The sequence below is a fragment of the Klebsiella sp. HC6 genome (assembly GCF_022605325.1).
Taxonomy (GTDB): Bacteria; Pseudomonadota; Gammaproteobacteria; order Enterobacterales; family Enterobacteriaceae; genus Klebsiella; species Klebsiella terrigena.
This window is the reverse complement of record NZ_CP093276.1, coordinates 4,187,050-4,210,354: the sequence shown is the minus strand read 5'-3', so window position 1 is coordinate 4,210,354 and position 23,305 is coordinate 4,187,050. Positions and strand designations below refer to the sequence as shown.

At 59.7% G+C, this 23,305-nt stretch carries 23 protein-coding genes; 9 read left to right on the top strand and 14 right to left on the bottom strand.

All coding sequences use genetic code 11. From position 1 onward, the window contains the following. Nucleotides 1-2: 2 nt before the first annotated feature. Genes moaC through MMW58_RS20430 form a run of 4 tightly spaced genes read left to right on the top strand, consistent with a single transcriptional unit; the run spans nt 3 to nt 1,935 of the window. The gene (gene moaC, locus MMW58_RS20445; RefSeq protein ID WP_133596936.1) at nt 3-491 is read left to right on the top strand and encodes a cyclic pyranopterin monophosphate synthase MoaC; all 489 of its coding nucleotides are present in this window, start codon (nt 3-5) and stop codon (nt 489-491) included. Beyond that, complete coding sequence (gene moaD, locus MMW58_RS20440; protein ID WP_241721992.1) at nt 484-732, top strand: molybdopterin synthase sulfur carrier subunit; 249 nt, start codon at nt 484-486, stop codon at nt 730-732. Before moaC ends, moaD begins: the two co-directional genes overlap by 8 nt. 1 nt (nt 733) lies before the next feature. Further along, on the top strand, nt 734-1,186 hold the full coding sequence (gene moaE / locus MMW58_RS20435; RefSeq protein ID WP_133596940.1) for a molybdopterin synthase catalytic subunit MoaE: 453 nt from the start codon (nt 734-736) through the stop codon (nt 1,184-1,186). 44 nt (nt 1,187-1,230) lie between these two features. Then, nucleotides 1,231-1,935, top strand: coding sequence for a Bax inhibitor-1/YccA family protein (locus MMW58_RS20430; RefSeq protein ID WP_241721991.1), 705 nt, complete (start codon nt 1,231-1,233; stop codon nt 1,933-1,935). Nucleotides 1,936-2,019: 84 nt separating this feature from the next. Here MMW58_RS20430 and MMW58_RS20425 read toward each other — a convergent pair whose 3' ends face one another. From MMW58_RS20425 to MMW58_RS20415, 3 genes are read right to left on the bottom strand one after another with little or no spacing between them, the layout of a single operon-like run. Beyond that, nucleotides 2,020-2,985 (bottom strand): lysylphosphatidylglycerol synthase domain-containing protein, encoded by a 966-nt coding sequence (locus tag MMW58_RS20425; RefSeq protein WP_133596942.1) that lies wholly within the window; start codon nt 2,983-2,985, stop codon nt 2,020-2,022. Then, the gene (gene clsB / locus MMW58_RS20420) at nt 2,985-4,229 is read right to left on the bottom strand and encodes a cardiolipin synthase ClsB (protein WP_159237238.1); all 1,245 of its coding nucleotides are present in this window, start codon (nt 4,227-4,229) and stop codon (nt 2,985-2,987) included. The genes MMW58_RS20425 and clsB overlap by 1 nt, the downstream gene beginning before the upstream one ends. Further along, the gene (locus tag MMW58_RS20415; protein ID WP_241721990.1) at nt 4,226-4,987 is read right to left on the bottom strand and encodes an endonuclease/exonuclease/phosphatase family protein; all 762 of its coding nucleotides are present in this window, start codon (nt 4,985-4,987) and stop codon (nt 4,226-4,228) included. Before MMW58_RS20415 ends, clsB begins: the two co-directional genes overlap by 4 nt. A 131-nt stretch (nt 4,988-5,118) precedes the next feature. Here MMW58_RS20415 and MMW58_RS20410 point away from each other — a divergent pair, with 131 nt between their 5' ends. Further along, the gene (locus MMW58_RS20410) at nt 5,119-5,556 is read left to right on the top strand and encodes a YbhQ family protein (RefSeq protein WP_095095307.1); all 438 of its coding nucleotides are present in this window, start codon (nt 5,119-5,121) and stop codon (nt 5,554-5,556) included. 319 nt (nt 5,557-5,875) lie between these two features. Here the strand turns inward: MMW58_RS20410 and MMW58_RS20405 are convergent, their stop codons facing one another. The 5 genes from MMW58_RS20405 to cecR are packed head-to-tail and all read right to left on the bottom strand — an operon-like array spanning nt 5,876 to nt 11,567. Next, nucleotides 5,876-6,982 carry an ABC transporter permease gene (locus MMW58_RS20405; protein WP_241721989.1) on the bottom strand — a complete coding sequence of 369 codons (1,107 nt, stop codon included), beginning with the start codon at nt 6,980-6,982 and terminating at the stop codon, nt 5,876-5,878. A 60-nt stretch (nt 6,983-7,042) separates the two neighbouring features. Next, complete coding sequence (locus MMW58_RS20400) at nt 7,043-8,164, bottom strand: ABC transporter permease (RefSeq protein WP_371823015.1); 1,122 nt, start codon at nt 8,162-8,164, stop codon at nt 7,043-7,045. Nucleotide 8,165: 1 nt separating this feature from the next. Then, complete coding sequence (locus MMW58_RS20395; protein ID WP_045854553.1) at nt 8,166-9,905, bottom strand: ATP-binding cassette domain-containing protein; 1,740 nt, start codon at nt 9,903-9,905, stop codon at nt 8,166-8,168. Further along, nucleotides 9,898-10,893 (bottom strand): secretion protein HlyD, encoded by a 996-nt coding sequence (hlyD, locus tag MMW58_RS20390; RefSeq protein WP_241721987.1) that lies wholly within the window; start codon nt 10,891-10,893, stop codon nt 9,898-9,900. Before hlyD ends, MMW58_RS20395 begins: the two co-directional genes overlap by 8 nt. Continuing rightward, nucleotides 10,890-11,567, bottom strand: a complete 678-nt coding sequence (gene cecR, locus MMW58_RS20385) for a transcriptional regulator CecR (protein WP_076945000.1) — start codon at nt 11,565-11,567, stop codon at nt 10,890-10,892. The genes hlyD and cecR overlap by 4 nt, the downstream gene beginning before the upstream one ends. A gap of 257 nt (nt 11,568-11,824) precedes the next feature. Between cecR and rhlE the strand changes: the two genes are divergently transcribed. The 3 genes from rhlE to ybiB all read left to right on the top strand — a co-directional run bounded on the left by rhlE (nt 11,825) and on the right by ybiB (nt 16,640). Further along, nucleotides 11,825-13,195, top strand: coding sequence for an ATP-dependent RNA helicase RhlE (gene rhlE / locus MMW58_RS20380; protein WP_133596951.1), 1,371 nt, complete (start codon nt 11,825-11,827; stop codon nt 13,193-13,195). A 207-nt stretch (nt 13,196-13,402) separates the two neighbouring features. Next, the gene (gene dinG, locus MMW58_RS20375) at nt 13,403-15,547 is read left to right on the top strand and encodes an ATP-dependent DNA helicase DinG (RefSeq protein WP_159237235.1); all 2,145 of its coding nucleotides are present in this window, start codon (nt 13,403-13,405) and stop codon (nt 15,545-15,547) included. A 124-nt stretch (nt 15,548-15,671) separates the two neighbouring features. Continuing rightward, nucleotides 15,672-16,640, top strand: coding sequence for a DNA-binding protein YbiB (ybiB, locus tag MMW58_RS20370; protein ID WP_241721986.1), 969 nt, complete (start codon nt 15,672-15,674; stop codon nt 16,638-16,640). Between the two features lie 250 nt (nt 16,641-16,890). Here the strand turns inward: ybiB and ybiJ are convergent, their stop codons facing one another. From ybiJ to MMW58_RS20340, 6 genes are all read right to left on the bottom strand, one after another. Next, nucleotides 16,891-17,151: a DUF1471 family protein YbiJ gene (gene ybiJ / locus MMW58_RS20365; protein ID WP_041144702.1), complete on the bottom strand. Its 261-nt coding sequence runs from the start codon at nt 17,149-17,151 to the stop codon at nt 16,891-16,893. A gap of 285 nt (nt 17,152-17,436) precedes the next feature. Next, nucleotides 17,437-17,703 carry a DksA/TraR family C4-type zinc finger protein gene (locus MMW58_RS20360; protein ID WP_241723763.1) on the bottom strand — a complete coding sequence of 89 codons (267 nt, stop codon included), beginning with the start codon at nt 17,701-17,703 and terminating at the stop codon, nt 17,437-17,439. Between the two features lie 192 nt (nt 17,704-17,895). Next, entirely contained in the window at nt 17,896-18,573 is a 678-nt protein-coding gene (gene ybiX, locus MMW58_RS20355) for a PKHD-type hydroxylase YbiX (RefSeq protein ID WP_133596957.1), read from the bottom strand. A 46-nt stretch (nt 18,574-18,619) separates the two neighbouring features. Then, a complete protein-coding gene (locus MMW58_RS20350) occupies nt 18,620-20,908 on the bottom strand; it encodes a catecholate siderophore receptor Fiu (RefSeq protein WP_241721985.1) in 2,289 nt (762 codons plus the stop codon). 289 nt (nt 20,909-21,197) lie between these two features. Then, nucleotides 21,198-21,461, bottom strand: coding sequence for a YdgH/BhsA/McbA family protein (locus tag MMW58_RS20345; RefSeq protein ID WP_241721984.1), 264 nt, complete (start codon nt 21,459-21,461; stop codon nt 21,198-21,200). A gap of 168 nt (nt 21,462-21,629) precedes the next feature. After that, the gene (locus MMW58_RS20340) at nt 21,630-22,244 is read right to left on the bottom strand and encodes a flavin reductase family protein (RefSeq protein ID WP_076945005.1); all 615 of its coding nucleotides are present in this window, start codon (nt 22,242-22,244) and stop codon (nt 21,630-21,632) included. 95 nt (nt 22,245-22,339) lie between these two features. Here MMW58_RS20340 and rlmF point away from each other — a divergent pair, with 95 nt between their 5' ends. Then, nucleotides 22,340-23,254: a 23S rRNA (adenine(1618)-N(6))-methyltransferase RlmF gene (rlmF, locus tag MMW58_RS20335; RefSeq protein WP_045854563.1), complete on the top strand. Its 915-nt coding sequence runs from the start codon at nt 22,340-22,342 to the stop codon at nt 23,252-23,254. Nucleotides 23,255-23,305 lie beyond the last annotated feature (51 nt).

Here is a 23,305-nt window from a genome sequence, read left to right as displayed (position 1 = left end):
TTATGTCACAACTGACCCATATTAACGCCGCCGGCGAGGCGCACATGGTTGACGTCTCGGCGAAGGCCGAAACGGTTCGCGAGGCGCGGGCTGAAGTTTTTGTCGACATGCAGGCGACCACGCTGGCGATGATTATCGACGGCAGCCACCACAAGGGTGACGTTTTCGCCACCGCCCGCATTGCCGGGATCCAGGCGGCGAAGCGGACCTGGGAGCTGATCCCGCTGTGCCATCCGCTGATGCTGAGCAAGGTGGAGGTTAACCTGCAGGCGCAGCCGGAACATAGCCGGGTGCGGATCGAATCCCTCTGTCGGCTGACCGGGAAAACCGGCGTGGAGATGGAGGCGCTGACCGCGGCCTCCGTGGCGGCGCTGACGATTTACGATATGTGCAAAGCCGTGCAGAAAGATATGGTGATTGGCCCGCTGCGCCTGCTGGCGAAGAGCGGCGGCAAATCCGGCGACTTTAAGGCGGACGAGGCTCATGATTAAGGTTCTGTTTTTTGCCCAGGTGCGCGAGCTGGTGGGTACCGATGCGTTAACCCTCGACGCGAGCGAGGCCTCGACGGTGGAGGCGGTTCGCCGCCAGCTTATCACCCGCGGCGACCGCTGGGCGCTGGCGCTGGAGGAGGGCAAGCTGCTGGCGGCGGTGAACCAGACGCTGACCGCCTTTGACCATCCGGTTACCGCCGGTGACGAAGTGGCGTTTTTCCCGCCGGTCACGGGAGGCTGAGATGACGCAAACCCGCATTATCGTCAGCCCGGCGCGCTTTCGCGTTGGCGACGAATATCCGTGGCTTGCCGAGCGCGATGAGGACGGCGCCGTCGTCACCTTCACCGGTAAAGTGCGTAACCACAATCTCGGCGAGAGCGTGAAGGCGCTGACCCTCGAACACTATCCGGGAATGACCGAAAAATCGCTGGCGGAGATTGTCGACCTGGCGCGCGAGCGCTGGCCGCTGGGGCGGGTCACGGTGATTCACCGCATCGGTGAAATGTGGCCGGGCGAAGAGATTGTGTTTGTCGGCGTCACCAGCGCGCACCGCAGCAGCGCCTTTGCCGCCGGCGAATTCATTATGGACTATCTGAAAACCCGCGCGCCGTTCTGGAAGCGTGAGGCTACGCCGGAAGGCGAACGCTGGGTTGACGCGCGCGACAGCGATCGTCAGGCGGCAGAGCGCTGGTAGTATGATACGCTTAAAGGGTTAATTTCGTTAATCAGGAGATAGTCATGGACAGATTCCCCCGTTCCGATTCCATCGTCCAGGCGCGCAGCGGCCTGCAAACCTATATGGCCCAGGTGTACGGCTGGATGACGGTCGGCCTGCTGCTAACGGCGTTTATCGCCTGGTTTGCCGCCAACACGCCGGCGGTGATGATGTTTGTCTTTTCCAGCAAAATTACCTTCTTCGGGCTGATTATCGTCCAGCTGGGGCTGGTCTTCGTGCTCTCCGGGATGGTGCAGCGCCTGAGCGCGGGCATGGCGACGACGCTATTTATGCTCTATTCGGCGCTAACCGGGCTCACGCTATCCAGCATTTTCATCGTCTACACCTATTCGTCGATTGCCAGCACCTTTGTGGTCAGCGGCGGGATGTTTGGCGCGATGAGCCTCTACGGCTATACCACTAAACGCGATCTCAGCGGCTTTGGTAATATGCTGTTTATGGCGCTGATTGGTATCGTTTTGGCCTCGCTGGTGAACTTCTGGCTGAAGAGCGAAGCGCTGATGTGGGCGGTGACCTATATCGGGGTGATTGTGTTCGTGGGCCTCACCGCCTATGACACCCAGAAGCTGAAAAATATCGGCGAGCAGATCGATACCCGCGATACCTCGACGCTGCGCAAATACTCGATCCTCGGCGCGCTGACGCTGTATCTGGACTTTATCAACCTGTTCCTGATGCTGCTGCGTATTTTCGGCAACCGCCGTTAAGATCTAAAAAACCCGGCAGGCCTTATGCCGCCGGGGTTTTCTTGTTCTCTCTTCTTTTCCCTTCTTCTCCCTTCTTCTCTCTTTTCATCCGCCCGCCAGCTTGCGCTGATTTTTCTCCCGCAGCTTTTTGGCCTGACTTTCCAGAATCAGATAGCCCATCGTGGCGATAGCCAGCGGCAGGAAGTAATAGAGCAGACGGTACGCGAGCAGGGCGGCAATCACCGCTCCCCGGGAGAGAGGCTCCGCTGAGAGCATCGCGATAAACACCGCCTCCAGCACGCCAATACCGGCGGGGATATGAACGACCACCCCGACGATGCTGCTCACCAGCAGCGCCCCCAGCACGAGGAAGTAGCTCACCTCCTGACCCAGCAGCAGCCAGATAATGACCCCCATCACCAGCCAGTTGGCGCAGGAAAGCGCGGCCTGCAGCAGCGCGAAGCGCCAGGAGGGAAGCACCAGCCGCTGCCCCTTTATCGTCAGATGGCGGCGTTTAGCGAACGCGCAGGCCCACAGATAGAGTGCCGAAACCAGCAGCATCGCAATACCGATGATGCGCAGCGACTCCTGGCTGATATACCAGCGCGCGGGAAGCTGCACCAGATTAGCGCTGAAAATCACCCCGCCAAGCACCACGTAGCCGAGCCAGTTGGTGGTAATGCTCAGCGAAAAGATGCGGGTAATGGTTGCGCCGCGCAGGCCGAGGCGGGAGTAGAGGCGATAGCGCATCCCAATCCCGCCGATCCAGGTGCTGAGGGTCAGGTTGAAGGCGTAGCAGATAAACGACACCAGCATCACCTGGCGCTTAGCCAGCCGGTGCCCGCAGTAGGCGCGTCCGAGCAGGTCATAGCAGCCGTAGATCAGATAGCTGACGATAACCAGGCCAAAGGCGCCGAGCAGCGCCGCGCGGTTGTAGCCGCGAATCACTTTCCATACCTCTGGCCAGTCTATTTTTTGCGCATAGACCACCAGCAGTACGGCAACGGCGATAAAAAAAAGTCCGCTGAGGATACGTTTGACCAGCCGCCAGCGAGGGTGTGATTTGGCCATCAGGATTTTACCTCCGGGCTCTGCGCCTGCGTTCGATCCTGAGTTTCTATTTCCGGCTGAGCCGGCGGTTTGACCTGCGCCATCTTCGGCGTATGGGCGGGCAGCCAGCCTACCCACGCCGGGAAGTGGCGCAGGAAGTGGAAGGCCAGCACGCTGCGGCCCAGATTCCACCAGCTGCGCCTGGGCAGCATGGAGCGGTCTACCTGCTTGCAGTCCTGCTGGATAAGCGTATTCAGATTATCGCGCAGGGTTTGGTTGAAATCCCGGTCGTGCACGATCAGGTTGGCCTCGAGGTTTAATGACAGGCTGAGCGGGTCGAGGTTGCTGGAGCCGACGGTAGCCCAGTGGTCGTCCGCGAGGGCGACCTTGCCGTGCAGCGGGCGGCGGCGATACTCAAAAACCTGCACGCCGCCCTTCACCAGATAGTTGTACAGCAGCCGCGCGCCAACCTTGACGATGGGTATATCGGGTTCGCCCTGCACGATAAGCTTCACCCGCACGCCGCGCCGGGCGGCGCTGCGCATCGCGTGCAGCAGCCGGTAGCCGGGGAAGAAATAGGCGTTGGCGATAATGACCTCCCGCCGCGCGTTGGCCAGCATTTTCAGGTAGTGACGTTCGATATCGTCTCGATGTTCGAGATTGTCCCGCCAGACGAACAGCGCCTGCGCTTCGCCGGGATGCTGGTTAACCTCCGGCTGGTGGCGACGTCGACGCCAGCGACGGCGTCCACCTTCGCTGGCGGGCAGGTTTTGCTGCACAAACTGCGCAATATCCAGCACCACCGGCCCCTCCACCTGCACGGCATAGTCCTGCTTAGCCTCCGGGCCGTAGTTGGTCATATGCTCCGCGGAGTAGTTAATCCCGCCGACAAACGCCGTGGTGTCATCCACGACGACAATTTTACGGTGCATGCGGCGAAACAGATTGGTGCGCATCCCCAGCAGGCGCGGGCGCGGGTCGTAGTAGCGAAATATCACTCCCGCCGAGATGAGTTCGTTAACGAAGCCATCGCTCAGGTCAGGGGAGCCGTAGCCGTCGAGCAGCACTTCCACCTCGACGCCGCGGCGCGCGGCCTTCAGCAGCACCGCATGGAGCTGCCAGCCCACGTCGTCCTCGAACCAGATGAAGGTTTCAAGGGTCACCTTGCGCTTTGCGCGGTCGACGGCGCGAAACAGCGCCGGATAGTAGCTATCGCCGTTCTCCAGAAGCTGGATCCGGTTTCCATTCTGCCAGCTGCATTTCACAGATGAAGCTCCACGCTGAGCGGGGCGTGATCGGAAAGATGACGCCATTGCTGAAGATCCAACGCCCGTGGCTGACCGGCGTGGACGTTTTTGACATAGATGCGGTCAAGGCGCAGCAGCGGAAAGCGCGCCGGGAACGTGCGCGCCGGGCGACCGCGGGCGCGGGTGAAGATCTCCTCCAGTCCGGCCAGCGCCTTGAGCGGACGGTTAGCCTGCTGGCGCCAGTCGTTAAAATCACCCGCGACCACCACCGGCTCCCCCTCCGGCAGGCTGTTAACCCGCTTGGCCAGCATCGCCAGCTGGGCCCGCCGCTGCCCCGCGCTGAGCCCTAAATGGGCGCAAATCAGATGCAGATTCACGCCGCTTTCCGGCACCACGATCCGACAGTAGAGCAGGCCGCGCTTTTCGCTCTTACCGACGGAGATATCGAGATTCTCATAATATTCAATGGGGAAGCGGGAGAGCACGGCATTGCCGTGATGTCCCTGCGGGTACACCGCGTTGCGCCCGTAGGCGTAATCGCTCCACATCGCATCGGCGAGAAACTCATAGTGGGTGGTATCCGGCCAGTTTTCTATATGCAGGGGGTGAATCTCATGCGCACCCATCACCTCCTGGAGGCAAACAATGTCGGCGCCGATGCTGCGTACCGCGTCGCGGAGTTCGGGCAGAATGAAGCGTCGATTAAACGTCGTAAAGCCTTTATGGGTGTTAATTGTCAGCACGTTTACTGAGAATAAAGGGTTTTTCTCGGCCATATTTCCCCGGTTAACATCTCTTTCCTGAATGAAATAGTGTAGTAGCTGTCACAAAAAGATGCGGTGATACGGAATTTTCCGTAAAGTGCGGTACTCTGAGTTACAGATAAAGATCCTTCAGGAGAGAAGCCATGAAGTGGCAACAACGTGTACGCGTCGCAACTGGCCTCAGTTGCTGGCAGATTATGTTGCATCTACTGGTCGTGGCAGTACTGGTGATGGGTTGGATGGGCGGCGCGCTGGTTCGTGTCGGATTAGGGCTGTGCGTGCTGTACGGCGTTACGCTGCTGTCGATGCTGTTTTTACAGCGTCACCACGAAGAGCGCTGGCGCGATGTCGGTGATTTCCTTGAGGAACTCACCACCACCTGGTACTTTGGCGCCGCGGTTATCGTGCTGTGGCTGCTGTCACGGGTGCTGCACAATAATCTGCTGCTGGCGCTCGCCGGGCTGGTTATTCTGGCCGGTCCGGCGGTGGTATCGCTGCTGGCGAAAGATAAAAACCGCTACCCTAAAGCGTTTGGACTGCATCAGGGCGGCAGCGCCGCGAACCCGCCGAAGCATAGATAATAGCTATGTGGCCGGGGGCAAAGAAAGGCAAGCCAACGCCGAGGCAGCCTGAGCAATGGCGGGGATCCCCTAAAGCGTTCGGGTTGCATCAAGGCGGCGACGCAGCGAATCCCCGGGAGCATAGATAGCTATGTGACCGGGGTGAGTAAGGAAAGCCAACGTCGAGGCAGCCTGAGCAATGGCGGGGATCCCCTAAAGCGTTCGGGTTGCATCAAGGCGGCGACGCAGCGAATCCTCGGGAGCATAGATAGCTATGTGACCGGGGTGAGTAAGGAAAGCCAACGCCGAGGCAGCCTGAACGATGACGGGGATCCGGGGATCAGGCGATCTTTCTGCGAAACATTGCATACGCCGCTGACCCCGTGGTGGCCGCTATGACCAGTAGCGGCCACAAACTTCCCCACACAATCTCCAGACTCGCGTCCTTCAAATAAATCTGCTTGGTAATATCGGTAAAGTGACGAATGGGGTTTATCCACGTCACGTCCTGCAGCCATTGCGGCATGTTTTCGACCGGTGAAACGTAGCCGGAGAGCAGGATTGCCGGCATCATAAAGACAAATACGCCAATAAACGCCTGCTGCTGAGTGGAGCACAGCGACGAAATCAGCAGGCCAAATCCCACCAGCGAAAGCCCGTAAATCAGCATCGTAAAGTAAAACAGCAGCAGCGAGCCGGCGAAGGGGATCTGATAGGCCCAGATCCCGACCCCCAGCACGATGCTGGCCTGCAGGGTGGCCACGATCAGCGCCGGTATCGCTTTGCCGACGAAAATTTGCCAGGTCGCCAGCGGCGAGACCAGCAGCTGATCGAGGGTGCCCTGTTCGCGCTCGCGGGCAACCGATAGCGAGGTGACGATCATCACGCCGATAGTGGTGATCATGGCGATCAGCGACGGCACCACGAACCACTTATAGTCGAGATTGGGGTTATACCAGTTGCGCACGACCAGCTCGCTGTTGTTGGGCTTCGCTTTCCCCTCCAGCAGCTCCTGCTGATACTCTTTGACGATTTGCTGCAGGTAGTTGGCGGCGATTTGCGCGCTGTTTGAGTTGCGGCCGTCCAGCAGCAGCTGGAGTGGGGCGGTCTGATAGCTATCGAGGTTGCGCGAGAAATCCGCCGGGAAGCGGATCAGCAGCAGCGCCTTCTGTTCATCAATGGTGGGCTGGATCTCCTGCGGGTTTTTGAGGATCAGAATATGGGTGAAGGCCCTGGCGCGGGCAAAGCGCTGCGTCAGCTCAACCGCGTGCCTGCCATTGTCTTCGTTGTAGATAGCAATGGTGGCATTGGTCACCTCCAGCGTCGCGGCGAAGGGGAACAGCAGCACCTGAATCAGCACCGGCATAATCAAAATCGCCCGCGTTTGCGGCTCGCGCAGCAGCGACTGCAGTTCTTTGCGAATCAACGTCCATAAGCGATGAAACATCTTCAGTTCTCTCTTTACGCTGCCCCCGGATAGCCACCGTAGGGGGGAATGGCTAATGCCCTAATCGAGCCGCCGTTTGGTTTTCAGCCACGTCAGGCCGATAAACATCACCGCCGAGGCGATCAGAAACATCACGTTTACCAGCAGCACCACCGGAATATTGCCTGCCAGGAACAGGCTTTGCAGGGTGCTGACAAAATAGCGCGCCGGGATGACGTAGGTCACCGTGCGGATGATCGCCGGCATGCTGTCTATCTGGAAAATAAATCCGGACAGCATAATCGACGGCAGAAAGGCGGCGTTGAGCGCCACCTGGGCGGCGTTAAACTGGTTGCGGGTAATGGTCGAAATCAGCAGCCCCATCCCGAGAGTGCTGAGCAAAAACAGGCTGGTGATGAAAAACAGAATTAACAGCGAGCCGCGGTAGGGCACATCGAGAATAAACGCCGCCACCAGCATGCACAGCAGCATCGCCAGCATGCCGAGAAAATAGTAGGGGATAAGCTTGCACAGCAGCAGCTCGACGCGGGTAATTTCGGTGGAGAGCAGCGCCTCCATGGTGCCGCGCTCCCATTCGCGGGCGATAACCAGCGAGGTGAGGATCGCCCCAATGACCGTCATAATGATGGTGATCGCGCCGGGAATAATAAAATGCTGGCTGATCGCCGCCGGGTTAAACCAGTAGCGGGTTTGTACATCGATCAGCGGCTCAAAGGTTTCACCGCGATCCTCCGCCCGCTGCTGCTGCCAGATCTGCCAGATACCTTCGATATAGCCCTGGGCGAAGTTGGCGGTATTGGGCTCGCTGCCGTCGGTAATGAGCTGAATGGGGGCATCGTCGCCGGGGCGGGCCATCTTCTGGTCAAAATCCACCGGAATGGTCACCAGCGCGCGGATCCGCCCGGCCTGCATGAGCTGAATCAGCTGCTGGCGATTATCGCTGATGGTGGCGTCGATATAGGGCGAGCCGGTCATGGTATGGACGAAATCCAGCGCCTCATCGCTCTGCTGCTCCAGCAGCACGCCGACCCGCAGCCGGCTGGAGTCGAGGTTGATGCCGTAGCCAAAGATAAACAGCAGCATCAGCGGGATCACCACCGCAATCAGCCAGCTGCTGGGATCGCGTACGATCTGCCGCGTCTCTTTGACGCACAGGGCGCGCACGCGCCGCCATGACAGCATTTTAGCGCTCACTGCTATTCTCCTTATCCCAGTCGTGAATCAGGGTGATAAACGCCTGCTCCATGGTGGGGTCCGGCTGCTCGTCGCTGGCCGCCAGCGCTTTTAGCGCATCCGGGGTGCCGCTGGCGATAAGCTTGCCGCGATAAACGAGGCCGATTCGGTCGCAGTATTCGGCCTCGTCCATAAAGTGGGTGGTGACCATCACCGTCACGCCTTTATCGACCATGCTATTGATATGCAGCCAGAACTCGCGGCGGGTGAGGGGGTCGACGCCGGAGGTCGGCTCGTCGAGAAACAGGATATCCGGCTCGTGCATCAGCGAGCAGGCCAGGGCCAGCCGCTGCTTGTAGCCCAGCGGCAGCTCGTCGGCGGCGTGATTGGCTATCTCCTTCAGGCCGAAGGCTTCGCTCATGCGCTCAATTTTTTCGTTCTGCACCCGGCCGCGCAGGCCGTAAACGCCGGAGAAGAAGCGCAGGTTCTGCTCAACGCTCAGGTTGCCGTAGAGCGAAAACTTCTGCGCCATATAGCCGAGATGCTGACGGGCCTTGCCGGAGCTGACCTTCAGATCCATGCCCAGCACCAGCGCCTTACCGGAGGTGGGCACCAGCAGGCCGCACATCATTTTAAAGGTGGTTGATTTACCCGCGCCGTTGGGGCCGAGGAGGCCGAAAATTTCCCCGCGCTTAACCTTGAAATCAACGTGGTCGGTGGCGGCGAAATCGCCAAATTTTTTGGTTAGGGTTTGCGCTTCGATAACCGTTTCATCATGGGAGCCTTCGACGCTGTGAATAATCGCCCCCAGCGGCGACTCTGCGGTCCCGGCGCCGCCCAGCAGGTCGATAAACGCATCCTCAAAGCGCGGCGAGGTTTCGGCGATCTCCAGCGGCGGCAGGCTGGCGTGGCTGCGCACCTCCTCGATGCTGGCCTCCTTCTTGAGGATCAGGCGCACCGATTTTCCCTGAATGACGCCGTCGCTGATTTGCGGCAGCTTCAGCGCCCGCTGCAGGAGGCGGCGGTTGTTCTCTTCCCGGCTGGAGACCAAAAAGCTGCGTCCGGCCATCGTTTGGGTCAGGGAGCGGGGTTCCCCCTGATACAGCAGTTGGCCTTCGTTCATCAGCAGCACCTCGCGGCACTGCTCCGCTTCATCAAGGTACGATGTACTCCAGAGGATCAGCATTCCGTCCCCCGCCAGCTCGTGGACCATTTGCCACAGCTCGCGGCGCGAGATGGGGTCAACGCCGACGCCCGGTTCGTCAAGCAGCAGCACCTTCGGCTCGCCCACCAGCGTACAGGCCAGCCCCAGCTTCTGCTTCATGCCGCCAGAGAGCTTACCGGCTAGCCGGTCGGTGAAGGGGCCGAGGGAGGTAAACTCGAGCAGGCGGTCGAAAATTTTCCGCCGCGCTTCGCCGGTCACGCTGCGCAGATCGGCATACAGCGTCAGGTTCTCCATCACCGTCAGATCTTCATACAGGCCGAACTTTTGCGGCATATAGCCGAGCACCGCGTGCAGGGCGCTATCGTCGCGAATCGGATCGAAGCCGATGACGCTGGCGCTGCCGCTATCCGCCTTGAGCAGTCCGGCGAGCATGCGCATCAGGGTGGTTTTCCCCGCGCCGTCGGGCCCGACCAGCCCGGTGACGTAGCCCGAGCGAACGGTGCAGCTCAGCGGGGCAACGGCGGGCCGCGTCATGCCGGCGAAGCTGCGGGTCAGCCCGTCAAGGGTGATGAGCTCTTCACTCATGTTCGTTTCCGCTGCTGAAGGTGACGGTAACCGGCATCCCCTGGCGCAGCGAGTCGTCGGGGTCGGTCACCACGATACGCAGGCGGTAGACCAGGTCGGTTCGCAGGTCCGGCGTCTCTACGGTCTTCGGCGTAAATTCAGCCGTCGGCGAAACGAAGCCAATCCTGCCGCGCCAGGGCTGATTGGGGCGGCTATCGGTATACAGCAGCACCTCGCGTCCTGGCTGCGCGTTGCCGAGATTTTTTTCATCAATGTAGGCGCGAACCCATACCGGGCGGGTTAACGACAGCGTCATGACGGTGGCTCCGGCGCTGAGCATGCTGCCCGGCTCAACGGCGCGGGTCATCAGCGTGCCGTCGGAAGGGGCGACCAGCGTGGTATCGTGCAGGTCCAGCTTCGCCTGCGCCAGGGCGGCCTGCGCCTGTTCAAGGTTGGCTTTGGCCTGGGCTATCTCCTGCGGACGGTTGCCCGCGCGATACTGGCGCAGCTTATCCTGCGCCGATTTCAGCGTTGCCTGAGCCTGGTCGCGGGCGGATCGCGCGTTGTCGAGATCGTTGACGGAAATGGCGCTGCTTTTGCGCAGCCCCAGCTGGCGCTGGTAGAAGTTCTGCGCGTATTCATAAGCGGCCTGCGCCTGGTTGACCGCCGCCGCGGCCTGGGCAATCTCTTCCGCCCGGTAGCCGGCCATCATCAGGTCATACTGCGCCTGGGCGGTTGAGACGTTGGCCTGCGCCTGCTGCAGCGCGTTTTCGTAAGGAGCGCGGTCGAGCTGGCCCAGGGTTTGCCCGGCCTTGATAGCATCGCCCTCGTCCACGCTCAGCGAGGCCAGCCGCCCGCCGACGCGAAAGCTCATATTTACGGTACGAATATCGACGTTGCCATACAGGGTCAGCCCCTTCTGCTGGCTGCTTTGATACCACCACCAGCCGCCGCCCGTAGCAACGATCAGCAGCAGCACCACCAGGACAACGATGAGCGGTTTTTTCATGATCCCAAACTCCTTTGCGATAATCCTTGCAGAACAAAATCGATATGGCAGGTAATAACCTGATAAATTTGCTCGGTTTTTTCGGTATCAAACTGCGCCCATCCGGTGCGCAGCAAAATGGTTTCTCGGCCAAGGCGAAAGGCGAGGATCTCCCCCAGCAGCGCGTGGGTATGCAGGACCATCCGCGTGTCGTCCGCCTCAAGCCCGGTAAAGGCGGCGATTAATCGCGTCAGGTAGCAGTGTAGCGGAGCGATCACCTGGTCATGGATTAACTGGTACGCCGGGGTGGGCGACAGCTGCTCCCGGGAGATAAATTTGCTCAGGTTGACCGTGTCATCCTGGGTGAGCAGCAGGATCATGTTCCGGCAGGCGCCGAGGATCAGCGTCCGCATGGCCTCTTTATCCGGGTGCGGTTCGGCAAGCAGCCGCTCCGCCGCTTCGGCGTGAGGGCGAAAATTGTGGCCAATAAAGTCGGCTATCCACTGGGCGCAGGCGAGATAGAGATCGTCCTTTGAGCCGAAGTAGTAGGGGATTGCGGCGATGTTTTGCCCGGCCTGGGCGGCAATATCGCGGGTGGTGGCATGCAGGCCATATTCGCCAAACTGGGCGATGGCTGCGCTAATCAACTGGCTTTTTGCCTGTTCGCCTTTGCTGGTCGCGGGAGTGGTATTCATCGCACCTGAAAAAATTAATCAATCGATTGATTAAGAGTATGACCAATTCGCAGAACTGTCCAGAATGGTGAATACTCTATTTATCGCCAAAATAGAGGAGCTTGATTTCGCAGAAAAACCCGAGGGGATTTTTATGCGATACGTCACAAAACCTGCTAGACTGCGCCCCTTCATGGCATTGTGGTTTTTGCCATCTCTTTCGCAATAATCTCCCCGAAAACTACGCCTGTAAAAGGCCGGGGCGGTTTGGAGTTGTTATGTCTTTTGATTCCCTTGGCCTTAATCCTGAAATCCTGCGTGCCGTAGCCGAGCAGGGTTATGTTGAGCCAACCCCCATTCAGCAGCAGGCTATCCCTGCGGTGTTGCAGGGGCGCGATCTGATGGCCAGCGCCCAGACCGGCACCGGCAAAACGGCGGGCTTTACCCTGCCGCTGCTTCAGCATCTGATCCAGCAGGAGCCGCACGCGAAGGGCCGTCGCCCGGTGCGCGCGCTGATCCTCACCCCTACGCGTGAGCTGGCCGCTCAGATTGGCGAAAACGTCCGTGATTACAGCAAGTATCTGAACGTTCGCTCGCTGGTGGTATTCGGCGGCGTGAGCATTAACCCGCAGATGATGAAACTGCGCAGCGGCGTCGATATCCTGGTGGCAACGCCGGGTCGCCTGCTGGATCTGGAACACCAGAACGCCGTCAGCCTGGATAAGGTTGAAGTGCTGGTGCTGGATGAAGCCGACCGCATGCTGGACATGGGCTTTATCCATGATATTCGCCGCGTGCTGGCGAAGCTGCCGGCGAAGCGCCAGAACCTGCTGTTCTCGGCAACCTTCTCCGACGAGATTAAATCGCTGGCGGAAAAGCTGCTGCATAACCCGCTGGAAATCGAAGTCGCCCGTCGCAACACGGCCTCCGAGCAGGTCAGCCAGTACGTGCATTTCGTTGATAAGAAGCGCAAGCGCGAGCTGCTGTCGCAGATGATCGGCGAAGGCAACTGGCAGCAGGTGCTGGTCTTTACCCGTACCAAGCATGGCGCCAACCACCTGGCGGAACAGCTGAACAAAGACGGCATTCGCAGCGCCGCTATCCACGGCAACAAAAGCCAGGGCGCGCGTACCCGCGCATTAGCTGATTTTAAATCCGGCGGCATTCGCGTGCTGGTAGCGACCGACATCGCCGCGCGCGGCCTGGATATCGAAGAGCTGCCGCACGTGGTGAACTACGAGCTGCCGAACGTGCCGGAAGATTATGTCCACCGTATTGGCCGTACCGGCCGCGCCGCCGCTACCGGCGAAGCGCTGTCGCTGGTCTGCGTTGATGAGCATAAGCTGCTGCACGATATCGAACGCCTGCTGAAAAAAGAGATCCCACGCATTAGCGTTGCCGGCTATGAGCCGGATCCGTCCATCCGCGCGGAGCCGATTCAAAACGGTCGTCAGCAGCGCAGCGGCGGTGGCGGCGGTCGCGGTCAGGGCCAGGGTCGCGGCGGCCAGAGTCAGGGTCGCAGCGGTCAGAGCCAAGGTCGTGGTCAGCAGTCTTCACCGCGCCGCAGCGACGGCGACGCGCCGAAAGCGCGTACTCAGGACGGCAAGCCGCAGCGTCGCCGCTCCCGCAAGCCAGCGGCCGCTGAGTAACAGCACTTCCGCAAACCTGCTATCCCTGCGGCAGCCCGGCGCTGCCCGCGGATACAGGTTTGACTCTCCGGGCGGGTCTCCCTGCCCGGAACTCTCCCGCCTGATGCTAAACCTCGAGCACGATCCCCGTTTGCTCAGAAAGAAATTCCTCCAGCCAGGCAAAAAGTGTCACAATAGTGGCTGTTTATACAGTATTCAGGTTTTCTCATGGCTTTGACCACTGCGCTAAAAACGCAAATCGCCGCCTGGTATAAGGCGCTCCAGGAACAGATTCCTGACTTTATTCCCCGTACTCCGCAGCGGCAGATGATTGCTGACGTGGCGAAAACGCTCGCCGGGGAAGAGGGAAGGCACCTGGCGATTGAGGCGCCGACCGGCGTCGGGAAAACCCTGTCGTACCTGATCCCCGGTATCGCCATCGCCCGCGAAGAGCAAAAAACGCTGGTGGTCAGCACCGCCAACGTTGCGCTGCAGGACCAGATCTTCAGCAAAGACCTGCCGCTGCTGCGTAAAATTATTCCCGACCTGCGCTTCACCGCCGCCTTTGGCCGCGGGCGCTACGTTTGCCCGCGCAACCTCAACGCGATGGCCAGCACCGAGCCCACGCAGCAGGACCTGCTGGCGTTTCTAGACGACGATCTCACGCCGAATAATCAGGCGGAGCAGAAGCTGTGCGCCACGCTGAAGAGCGATCTTGATAGCTATAAATGGGACGGCCTGCGCGATCACAGCGACAAGGCCATCGATGACGCGCTGTGGGGCCGTCTGAGCACCGATAAGGCAAGCTGCCTGAACCGCAACTGCCACTACTATCGCGAATGTCCGTTCTTCGTTGCCCGGCGTGAGATTCAGGAGGCCGAAGTAGTGGTGGCAAACCACGCGCTGGTGATGGCGGCGATGGAGAGCGAAGCGGTGCTGCCGGAGCCGAAAAACCTGCTGCTGGTGCTCGATGAGGGCCACCACCTGCCCGATGTCGCCCGGGATGCGCTGGAGATGAGCGCCGAAATTACCGCCCCCTGGTATCGGCTACAGCTCGATCTTTTCACCCGCCTGGTGGCGACCTGCATGGAGCAGTTTCGCCCCAAAACGACGCCGCCGCTGGCGAACCCCGAGCGCCTGAACGCCCACTGCGAGGAGCTGTCCGAGCTCATCTCCTCGCTGAATAACATTTTGAATCTGTATATGCCCGCCGCTCAGGAAGCCGAGCATCGTTTCCCGATGGGGGAGCTGCCGCAGGAGGTGATGGATATCTGCCAGCGGCTGGCCAAACTGACCGAGACGCTGCGCGGCCTGGCGGAGCTGTTTCTTAACGATCTCAGCGAAAAAACCGGCAGCCATGACGTGGTTCGCCTGCACCGGGTGCTGCTGCAAATGAACCGCGCGCTGGGCATGTTTGAAAGCCAGAGCAAGCTGTGGCGACTGGCGTCGCTGGCGCAGTCATCCGGCGCGCCGGTCACTAAATGGGCCTCCCGCGTTCTGCGCGACGGCCAGGCGCATATCTGGTTCCACTGCGTCGGGATCCGCGTTAGCGATCAGCTGGAACGGCTGCTGTGGCGCAGCGTGCCGCATATTGTCGTCACCTCCGCCACCCTGCGTTCGCTGAACAGCTTTTCTCGCCTGCAGGAGATGAGCGGCCTCAAGGAGAAGGCCGGCGATCGCTTCGTCGCCCTGGATTCGCCCTTCAATCACGTTGAGCAGGGAAAAATTATCATCCCGCAGATGCACTATGAGCCGGTCATCGACAACGAAGAGCAGCATATTGCCGAAATGGCGGCCTGCTTTCGCGAGCACGTTGAGAGCAAAAAGCACCTCGGGATGCTGGTGCTGTTTGCCAGCGGGCGGGCGATGCAGCGTTTTCTCGAGCACGTCACCGATCTGCGCCTGATGCTGCTGGTTCAGGGCGATAAGCCCCGCTATCGGCTGGTGGAGCTGCACCGTAAAAAGGTGGAGAGCGGCGAGCGTAGCGTGCTGGTCGGGCTGCAGTCGTTTGCCGAGGGGCTGGACCTCAAGGGCGAGCTGCTGAGCCAGGTCCATATTCACAAAATTGCTTTCCCGCCGATAGACAGCCCGGTGGTGATCACCGAAGGCGAGTGGCTTAAAAGCCTGAACCGCTACCCCTTCGAGGTACAAAGCCTGCCGAGCGCCTCCTTTAACCTGATTCAGCAGGTCGGCCGTCTGATCCGCAGCCACAGCTGCTGGGGGGAGGTGGTGATTTACGATAAGCGTTTGTTGACCAAAAATTACGGCAAGCGTTTACTGAATGCATTACCCGTGTTTCCGATAGAGCAGCCTGCCGTCCCGGAGGTTATAGTAAAAAGTAAAACTAAACAGACGCGTCGCAAACGTCGCTAGCGGCGCAGGTCGGCAATGTGAGCAGCACGACTCGTCCTCCTTCGCGCATCGGTAAAGAGCAGCCGCAAGGGTACTGCGGCCAGCCGTTTATCGCGTGAAGCAGGGCGGATAAGAGGAATCTTCGATGGATTACACCAAGATCGTTAAAGAAGTCGGGCGGGGGAAGAATCACGCCCGCGACCTGGATGTGGAGACCGCCCGCGCGCTGTACGTGCGGATGCTCAACGGTGAGGTTGCCGAGCTGGAGCTGGGTGCGATTCTGATTGCCCTGCGCATTAAGGGTGAAGGCGAAGCGGAGATGAGGGGCTTCTATGAGGCGATGCAGCAGCAAACGCTGCGCCTGACGCCGCCGGTGGCGCGGCCGATGCCGATTGTGATCCCCAGCTACAACGGCGCGCGTAAGCAGGCCAACCTGACGCCGCTGCTTGCCGTCCTGCTGCATAAGCTCGGCTTCCCGGTGCTGGTGCACGGCGTCAGCCACGATCCAACCCGGGTGCTGACGGAGACGATTTTTGAGCTGATGGGGATCCCGACTACGCAGCACGCCGGCCAGGCCCAGGCGCGTCTGGACGGCCACGAGCCGGTCTATATCCCCGTGGGTGCCCTCTGTCCGCCGCTGGAGAAGCAGCTGGCTCTGCGCTGGCGGCTGGGCGTTCGCAACAGCGCGCATACCCTGGCTAAGCTGGCGACGCCGTTTGCCGAAGACGCGGCCCTGCGATTGTCGAGCGTGTCGCATCCGGAATACATCGGCAAGGTGGCAAAATTCTTTAGCGAAACCGGCGGTCGCGCGCTGCTGATGCACGGTACCGAAGGCGAGGTGTATGCCAACCCTCAGCGCTGTCCGCAAATTAGCCTGATTGACGGGAGCGGAACGCGGGCGCTGTACGAGCGGCAGAATGATACACCGGCGCAGGTCCCAGCGCTGCCGGAGTCAAAAGATCCTGCGGTGACCGCGCGCTGGACCGAGCGCTGCGCGGCGGGGCTTGAGCCGCTGCCGCTGCCGCTGCGGATCCAGCTGGCGTGCTGTCTGCTGGCGACCGGAGAGGTGGCATCCCTGGAGGAGGGGCTGGCTAAGGTTGCGGAGCGCTGGTAGCGCGCGGACAGCTCAACGCTGTGGGATCATCAGGGAGCGCGGGGTCATAGTGAACGGAACATTCTCCCTGCGCGAGCATGTACAGAAGTCAATCACGCGATAAGGCTGCGCATAACCGCCGCCTGAAGGCATCACTCTGCCCTGCGAGAACCCCAAAAAAAAAGCCCGTCCGGTGGCACGGACGGGCAAAACAAGGGTATTAAAGGGTATTTCAGGGGTAATACAGTGGCACTACAGGGTCGGGCGGCGATTATTTATAGATAACCGCGGTACCGCTAACTTTGTTGTTGGTGTTAGCGGAGGTGATGCTGTAACCGGTCGCGCCAGCGGCATCCGCTTTAGCAGCCAGTTTGGCCTCCAGGCCATCCAGAGTCGTTGCGCCTTCAGCAGAAACGACGCCGATTTTGTTCATGCTTTCTGCCTGAGCCGGGGTGACCGACTGAGCGGCGAAGGCACCAAAGGACAGAGCGGACAGGGCGATAGCAGCGGCAGCATATTTGATGGTTTTCATAGTTAATCTCTCGCAGGTTGTTCTGTTAGGGTGACGATGTTCCGTCGATGTGATAAGTATCACGTTTTTTTGCGAGATATAAAATCGAAGGAAATTAACAGTCTCCATCGAATTTTTTGAATGATTATTAATTTATTGATTATTAATAAATTATTTATCAGAAATGGAGCATCGGCTTCGGCAGAGAAGCGCTGCGGGCTTTTAGGGCACATTTTGCTACTTTATTCGCCAAAAAACGTGCGCGAAAAGATAATGCGATCTGTGGTAATGAACGGTAAAGGAAGGTCAACGTAGCTGGCTATCCTTGGAGCCACGACGATTATATCCTGAAAATGTATTGTTATGTAAGTCTTTATCCTGTTGGCATTTCACGCAGTACCTGACCCCGGCAATCGCCCTGCGTCGGGCCTCAGGAATGGGCTCTCCGCATTCATCACAAAATTTGTGGCTCTCGCCGCCCGGCAGCTCTCTTCGCGCCCGCGCAACCGCATCGTCAATCGTGCTGTCGATCTGCTGCTGCACCGCGTCATCATTTGCCCACCCTGATGCCATGATGTACCTCCCATCGGATGCTGTATCAATTAACAGAGAATCTAAGTCGTTCACTCTGCCGCCCGGCGGCGGGGTCCGCGCTTTCCCGGTATGTGGAAAACGGCGCGGCGTGAGCGCGCTTTATCCGCGCGACGGCCGCCGGAAATAAGAAGAGTATAGATAAGATGGGGGCAGAAAAGGGTCAGACAAGGCTTAGATCTCTGACCATTCGCGCAGCAGGTTATGGTACAGGTTGAGCAGTGACAGGACCTCTTCACTCTCGCCGTGGCGGCTCTTCAGCGCCTGGATAGTGCCGTCCAGCTCAAACAGCATCGCGCGCCGTTTATCATCGCGGATCATCGACTGAACCCACAGGAAGGAGGCGACGCGGGCGCCCTGGGTTACCGGGGTCACGCAGTGCAGGCTGCTGGAAGGGTAGAGCACCAGATCGCCCGCCGGGAGCTTAACCGCGTGCTGTCCGTAGGTATCGTTGATGACCAGCTCGCCGCCGATATACTCCTCCGGGGCGCTCAGAAACAGGGTGGCGGAAAGGTCGGTGCGCATCCAGCCGCCCTGGGCCTGACTGCGGACCGCGCCGTCAACGTGAAAACCGTAGGTTTCGCTCTGCTGGTAACGGTTGAAAAGCGGGCTGGAGAGGGTTTTTGGCAGCGCGGCGGCGAAAAACAGCGAGCTGCGGTTGAGCGCCGCCAGCACTTTACCCTGCAGCTCGTCGTACAGCGCGCTGCGGGTGTCGACCTGCTGATTATTTTTTACCTGGGCGCCCTGATCGCCGGTGGTTGCGCGTCCGTCAACCCACTCGGCCTGCTGCAGCTGCCCGCGAAAATCGTCAACTTCCTGCGGGCTGAGAACGGCGGGGATATGGTACATCATGGTTGTTTCTCCTGAACAAGCGGGGCGTTGCCGCCCCGCGTGTGGATTAGAAGTGCACGTTGGCGGTCAGCAGGAACGTACGCGGTTCGCCCGGATGATAACGATAGCCGCTCTTGTTGATTGAGGCGACATAGTTGGTATCAAACAGGTTATAGACGTTCAGCTGCAGATCGAGGTTACGGTTAATGCGATAGCCGACCTTCGCATCCGCCACCCAGTAGCCTTCGGTGTAGGACGGCGTGCCGACGGCGCCGTCGCTGCCGCGGTGCATACTGCCGACATAGCGCGCGCCGGCGCCAAGGGCGAGGGCGTCGGTGGCCTGATACTGGCTCCAGACGGTAAAGGCGTGCTCAGGGGTGTACGGCAGCGAGCTGGTACCGTCCTGGGCGATGTTTTTGCCCTCACGAACGCTGGCGTGCTGCTGGGTATAGCCGCCGATAACCTGCCAGTTCTGGGTGATATTGCCGGCCAGCGACAGCTCGTAGCCTTCGACGCGCTTCTTACCATACTGCGAATAGGTGCCGTCGTCGTTTTGCTCGACTTCGTTCTCAATATCGGTACGGAACAGGGCCGCCGTCAGCAGCAGGCGCTTGTCCATCAGCTCCCACTTGGTGCCGACTTCGCTGGTTTTCGCTTTCTGCGGCTGGAAATCGGTGCGGTTAGCGCTATTTCCCGTTCCGCTCTGCGCCAGCGCAAAGTTGTTGCCGCCCGGAGGCTGCTGAGAGATGGCGTAGTTGACGTAGACGTTACCGTTATCGGTCAGGTGATACAGCGCGCCGGCTTTCCAGTTAACCAGGTTGCCGCTGGTTGAGGTATCAACGGTGGTCACCGGGCTGTTTTTGGCTACGCCGTCCGGGCAGGCAATGGCGCCGCGTCCGGTACCGCCGCACAGGCTGGCGCTGTCGTATTTGGTCTGGTAGTTATCCAGACGAATGCCGCCGTTCAGCTCGAAATCACGGGTAATCTGCAGGGTATCAAAGGCGTATACCCCGAAGGTGTCGGTCTGGCCGTTGGCGTTGGCGCCGCTGCGATCCAGGCCGCCGATGGAGATCGCGCTGTTCGGGTGGTAAATATTCACCGCCGGCGGCGTGATGGGATAAACCCCGTAGTTAGTTTGAGTTTCGCGGGTCAGCTCGAAACCGGTGCTGATGTCATGACCGACCGATCCGGTATAGAACTTTGTGGTCAGGTTGGTCTGGTTGGTCAGGATTTTGTTGCTGACGTCCTTGGTGTTAGCCAGGCGCGACCAGGTCCAGGTGCCGACGTCGTTCGGGTCCGGCTGGGTGATGTTGGTGGCGCCGCCCATCACCGCGGTGAGCAGATAATCCTGCTTCACGCGCGACCAGCGGGTGGTGTTACGGATGGTTGTGGTATCGCTCAGGTCGTGCTCGAAGCGCATGGTCACCGTATCGGTGGTGGAGTCGTCGTAGTCCGAATCGGTGCCGTAGAAGTTGCTGGTCGCGACTTTACCGGAGTGGTTCAGGGCCGCGGTTCCCGCGCTCGGCGCGGAGTATCCCGGCAGGCCGATGGTCGGAATACCGCCGTCCGGCGTGTTGTGCTGGGTCACGTGCAGATAGTTGAGATAGAGACGGTTCTCCGTGCCGAGGCCGAAGGCGGCCGACGGCGCAATCCCGTAGCGTTCATTTTTAACGTTATCGCGACCGGCGTCGTGGGTTTTCTCCCCCATCAGGTTCAGACGCACCGCGCTGGTTTCGCCGACCGCCTGGTTGATGTCGAGCGTGCCGCGGCGGAACCAGGCGCTGCCGACGCTGGCGGAGGCGTCAATGCCGGAGTCCAGGCGCGGCTGCTTGCTGATCATATTGATCGAGCCGCTTGGCGCGCTGCGGCCGTAGTCAGAACCCGATGGGCCTTTGATGACTTCGACCTGTTCGGTGTTAAAGGTATCGCGGGTCACGCTGCCGATATCGCGAACGCCATCAACGTAGATGCTGTTTGACGTATCGACACCGCGCATATAAACGGAGTCGCCGGTTGATGAGCTGCCGTTTTCACCGGCATAAAAGGCCCCCACGCCCGGGACGTTTTTCAACGCATCGGTGAGGTTGGTGACGCCCTGATCTTTCATCACCTGATCGGAAACCACCGTTATCGTCCGCGTGGTATCTGCCAGCGGGCGGGAAAACTTGGGGTCAGCGGATTGGGTTGGGGCATACAGCGAGGGCGCCTGCGCCTCTACCACCAGCGTTTCACCGCCGCTTTTTTCAGTGCTATCGGCTGCCAGCACCTGGCCTGTCGGCGACAGGCTCAGACACAGGCCGGTAAAGATCGTCAGCGAGCCAAAACTGCTGAACGGTAAATTGTGTTTTTTATCCATTTCAATGAGCAACTTATAGTTTTAATTTGAGCCATTAAGACCGCAGGCAAAGCGATGCCGTGCCCCCGACCACTGCAGGTGTTTGTTACAACAACAATGCTTTTGATAATGATTGTGATAAGCATTATCAAACAACGGCAGATTTTCTATCACTCATTTATAAAAAAATAAATACATTTATTTACATTCGCTGCATTTTTTCTACATAAACCGATTTTGTCAGCAGAGAACAGGGCGAACGTGGGCCAGGGCGGTGGGAAGTCCGCTCCCTGCCCGGGCCGTCGGGACGTTATTTATAGATGATGGCGGTGCCTGCCATCCTGTTTGTGCCGCCGGCAGAGTTGATTCGCCAGGCTATCGCCCCCTGCTGATGCGCTTTTTGCGCCAGCTGGGCCTGCAGATCGTCGAGATTGCTGGCGCCGGAGGCGGAGACGGTGCCTGAAGGCCGCAGCGGGCCGGCATCGGCGGGAGCGGAGAGGGGGGCTGCGGGCTGGGCAGTAAAGGAGGCGGCGGCAAGGGCGACAGTCGCGAGTAGTAGCAGAGATTTTCTCATGAGCATATCCTCATTAACGGCATGGGACATACTCTAAGTTTAGGCCTTTGCCGGAGGATAAGCAGGATAAAAAATTGAGGCTAAACAACGATTTTTTTTGCGCAAACGCCGCTCGCCCGCGCGAATAACGTCGTGGCGGACGGACGGCGAGTCGACGCCGGGATGGCGCTAGCGGGCGTCGGGGCGGATCAGGTCAAAACGCTGGCTTTCATCAATACCGTAGTAGGCGCTTGGGCCACCGGCGCGCAGGATCGGCTGGGCTTTGGCGGTCTGATAGATGCCCTCTTCCAGCAGCGACTCGTCGATATGAACCGCGACAACCTCGCCAAGTACCAGCCAGCTGTCGACGGGGGTGCCGTCGGCGGCGGTCAGGCGGATGCACTGCGAGAGGCGACACTCAAAGTTCACCGGGCTTTGTGCAACCCGCGGAGCGGCGACGATCCGGCTGGCGGCGGCGGTCAGCCCGGCGCGAGTGAATTCATCTTCGTGGCGCGGGAGGCTGGCAGAGGTCTCGTTCATGGCTTCGGCCAGCGGGCGGGTCGCCAGGTTCCAGACAAATTCTTTCGTTTCGACAATATTCTGTACGCTATCCTTCCAACCGCTGCTGGCAAAGCCGATAATTGGTGGCCGATAGTTGAAGCAGTTAAAGAAACTGTAGGGCGCGAGATTACGCTGTCCTGCCGCATCCAGCGAGGCGATCCAGCCGATAGGGCGCGGCCCGATAATGGCGTTGAGCGGGTCGTGTGGCAGACCGTGTCCCTGCGAAGGTTGATAGAAATACATAGAATACCCGTAACCGAAGAGGAGATATCCAGACTCCCTTATTTACCGCGCCGCCGTCAACGGGTATCTTACGCGGCTGTTCAAAGGAGATTGCCATGAAAGCCCAGAAACCGGGGTTACACCCGCGTAACCGTCACCATCAACGTTATGATTTGCCCGAGCTCTGCCTGGCTCATCCCGAGCTCGAGGGTTTTATCACCCTGAATCCGGCGGGCGAGCAGACCGTTGACTTTGCCAACCCACTCGCGGTGAAGGCGCTGAATAAGGCGCTGCTGGCGCACTTTTACGCGGTGAAACACTGGGATATTCCGGATGGCTTCCTGTGTCCGCCGGTGCCGGGAAGGGCGGATTATATCCACCATCTCGCTGACCTGCTGGCGCTGGATACCGGCACTATTCCTGAGAACGCGAGCATTCTCGATGTCGGCACCGGCGCAAACTGTATCTACCCGCTGATCGGCGCACATGAATACGGCTGGCGCTTTACCGGCAGCGAAATCAGCCAGGAAGCGATCTCCAGCGCTCAGGCCATTATCGCCGGCAACCCGGGAATGAGCCGCCAGATTCGCCTGCGTCGTCAAAAAGACGCCACGGCGATCTTTACCGGCGTGATCCATAAAAATGAATGCTTTGACGCGACGCTGTGCAACCCGCCGTTCCACGACTCTGCCGCCAGCGCGCAGGCGGGCGGCGAGCGCAAACGCCGTAACCTGGGCCTGGGCGCCGATAGCGTGATGAACTTTGGCGGCCAGCAGCAGGAGCTGTGGTGTGAAGGCGGCGAAGTGGCCTTCATCACCCGAATGATTGAGGAGAGCCAGCAGTTTGGGCGCCAGGTGAAATGGTTTACGTCGCTGGTCTCCCGCGGCGACAACCTGCCGCCGCTGTATCGCGCCCTGACAGAAGTCGGCGCGGTGAAGGTGGTGAAAAAAGAGATGGCGCAGGGGCAGAAGCAGAGCCGCTTTATCGCCTGGACCTTTATGGATGAGGCAAAGCGCCGACGCGCGTTTTAAGCCGTTCGGCGGCCGCACCTCCGCTTAGCGTTGCTGGCGCCCCGGTCTGCT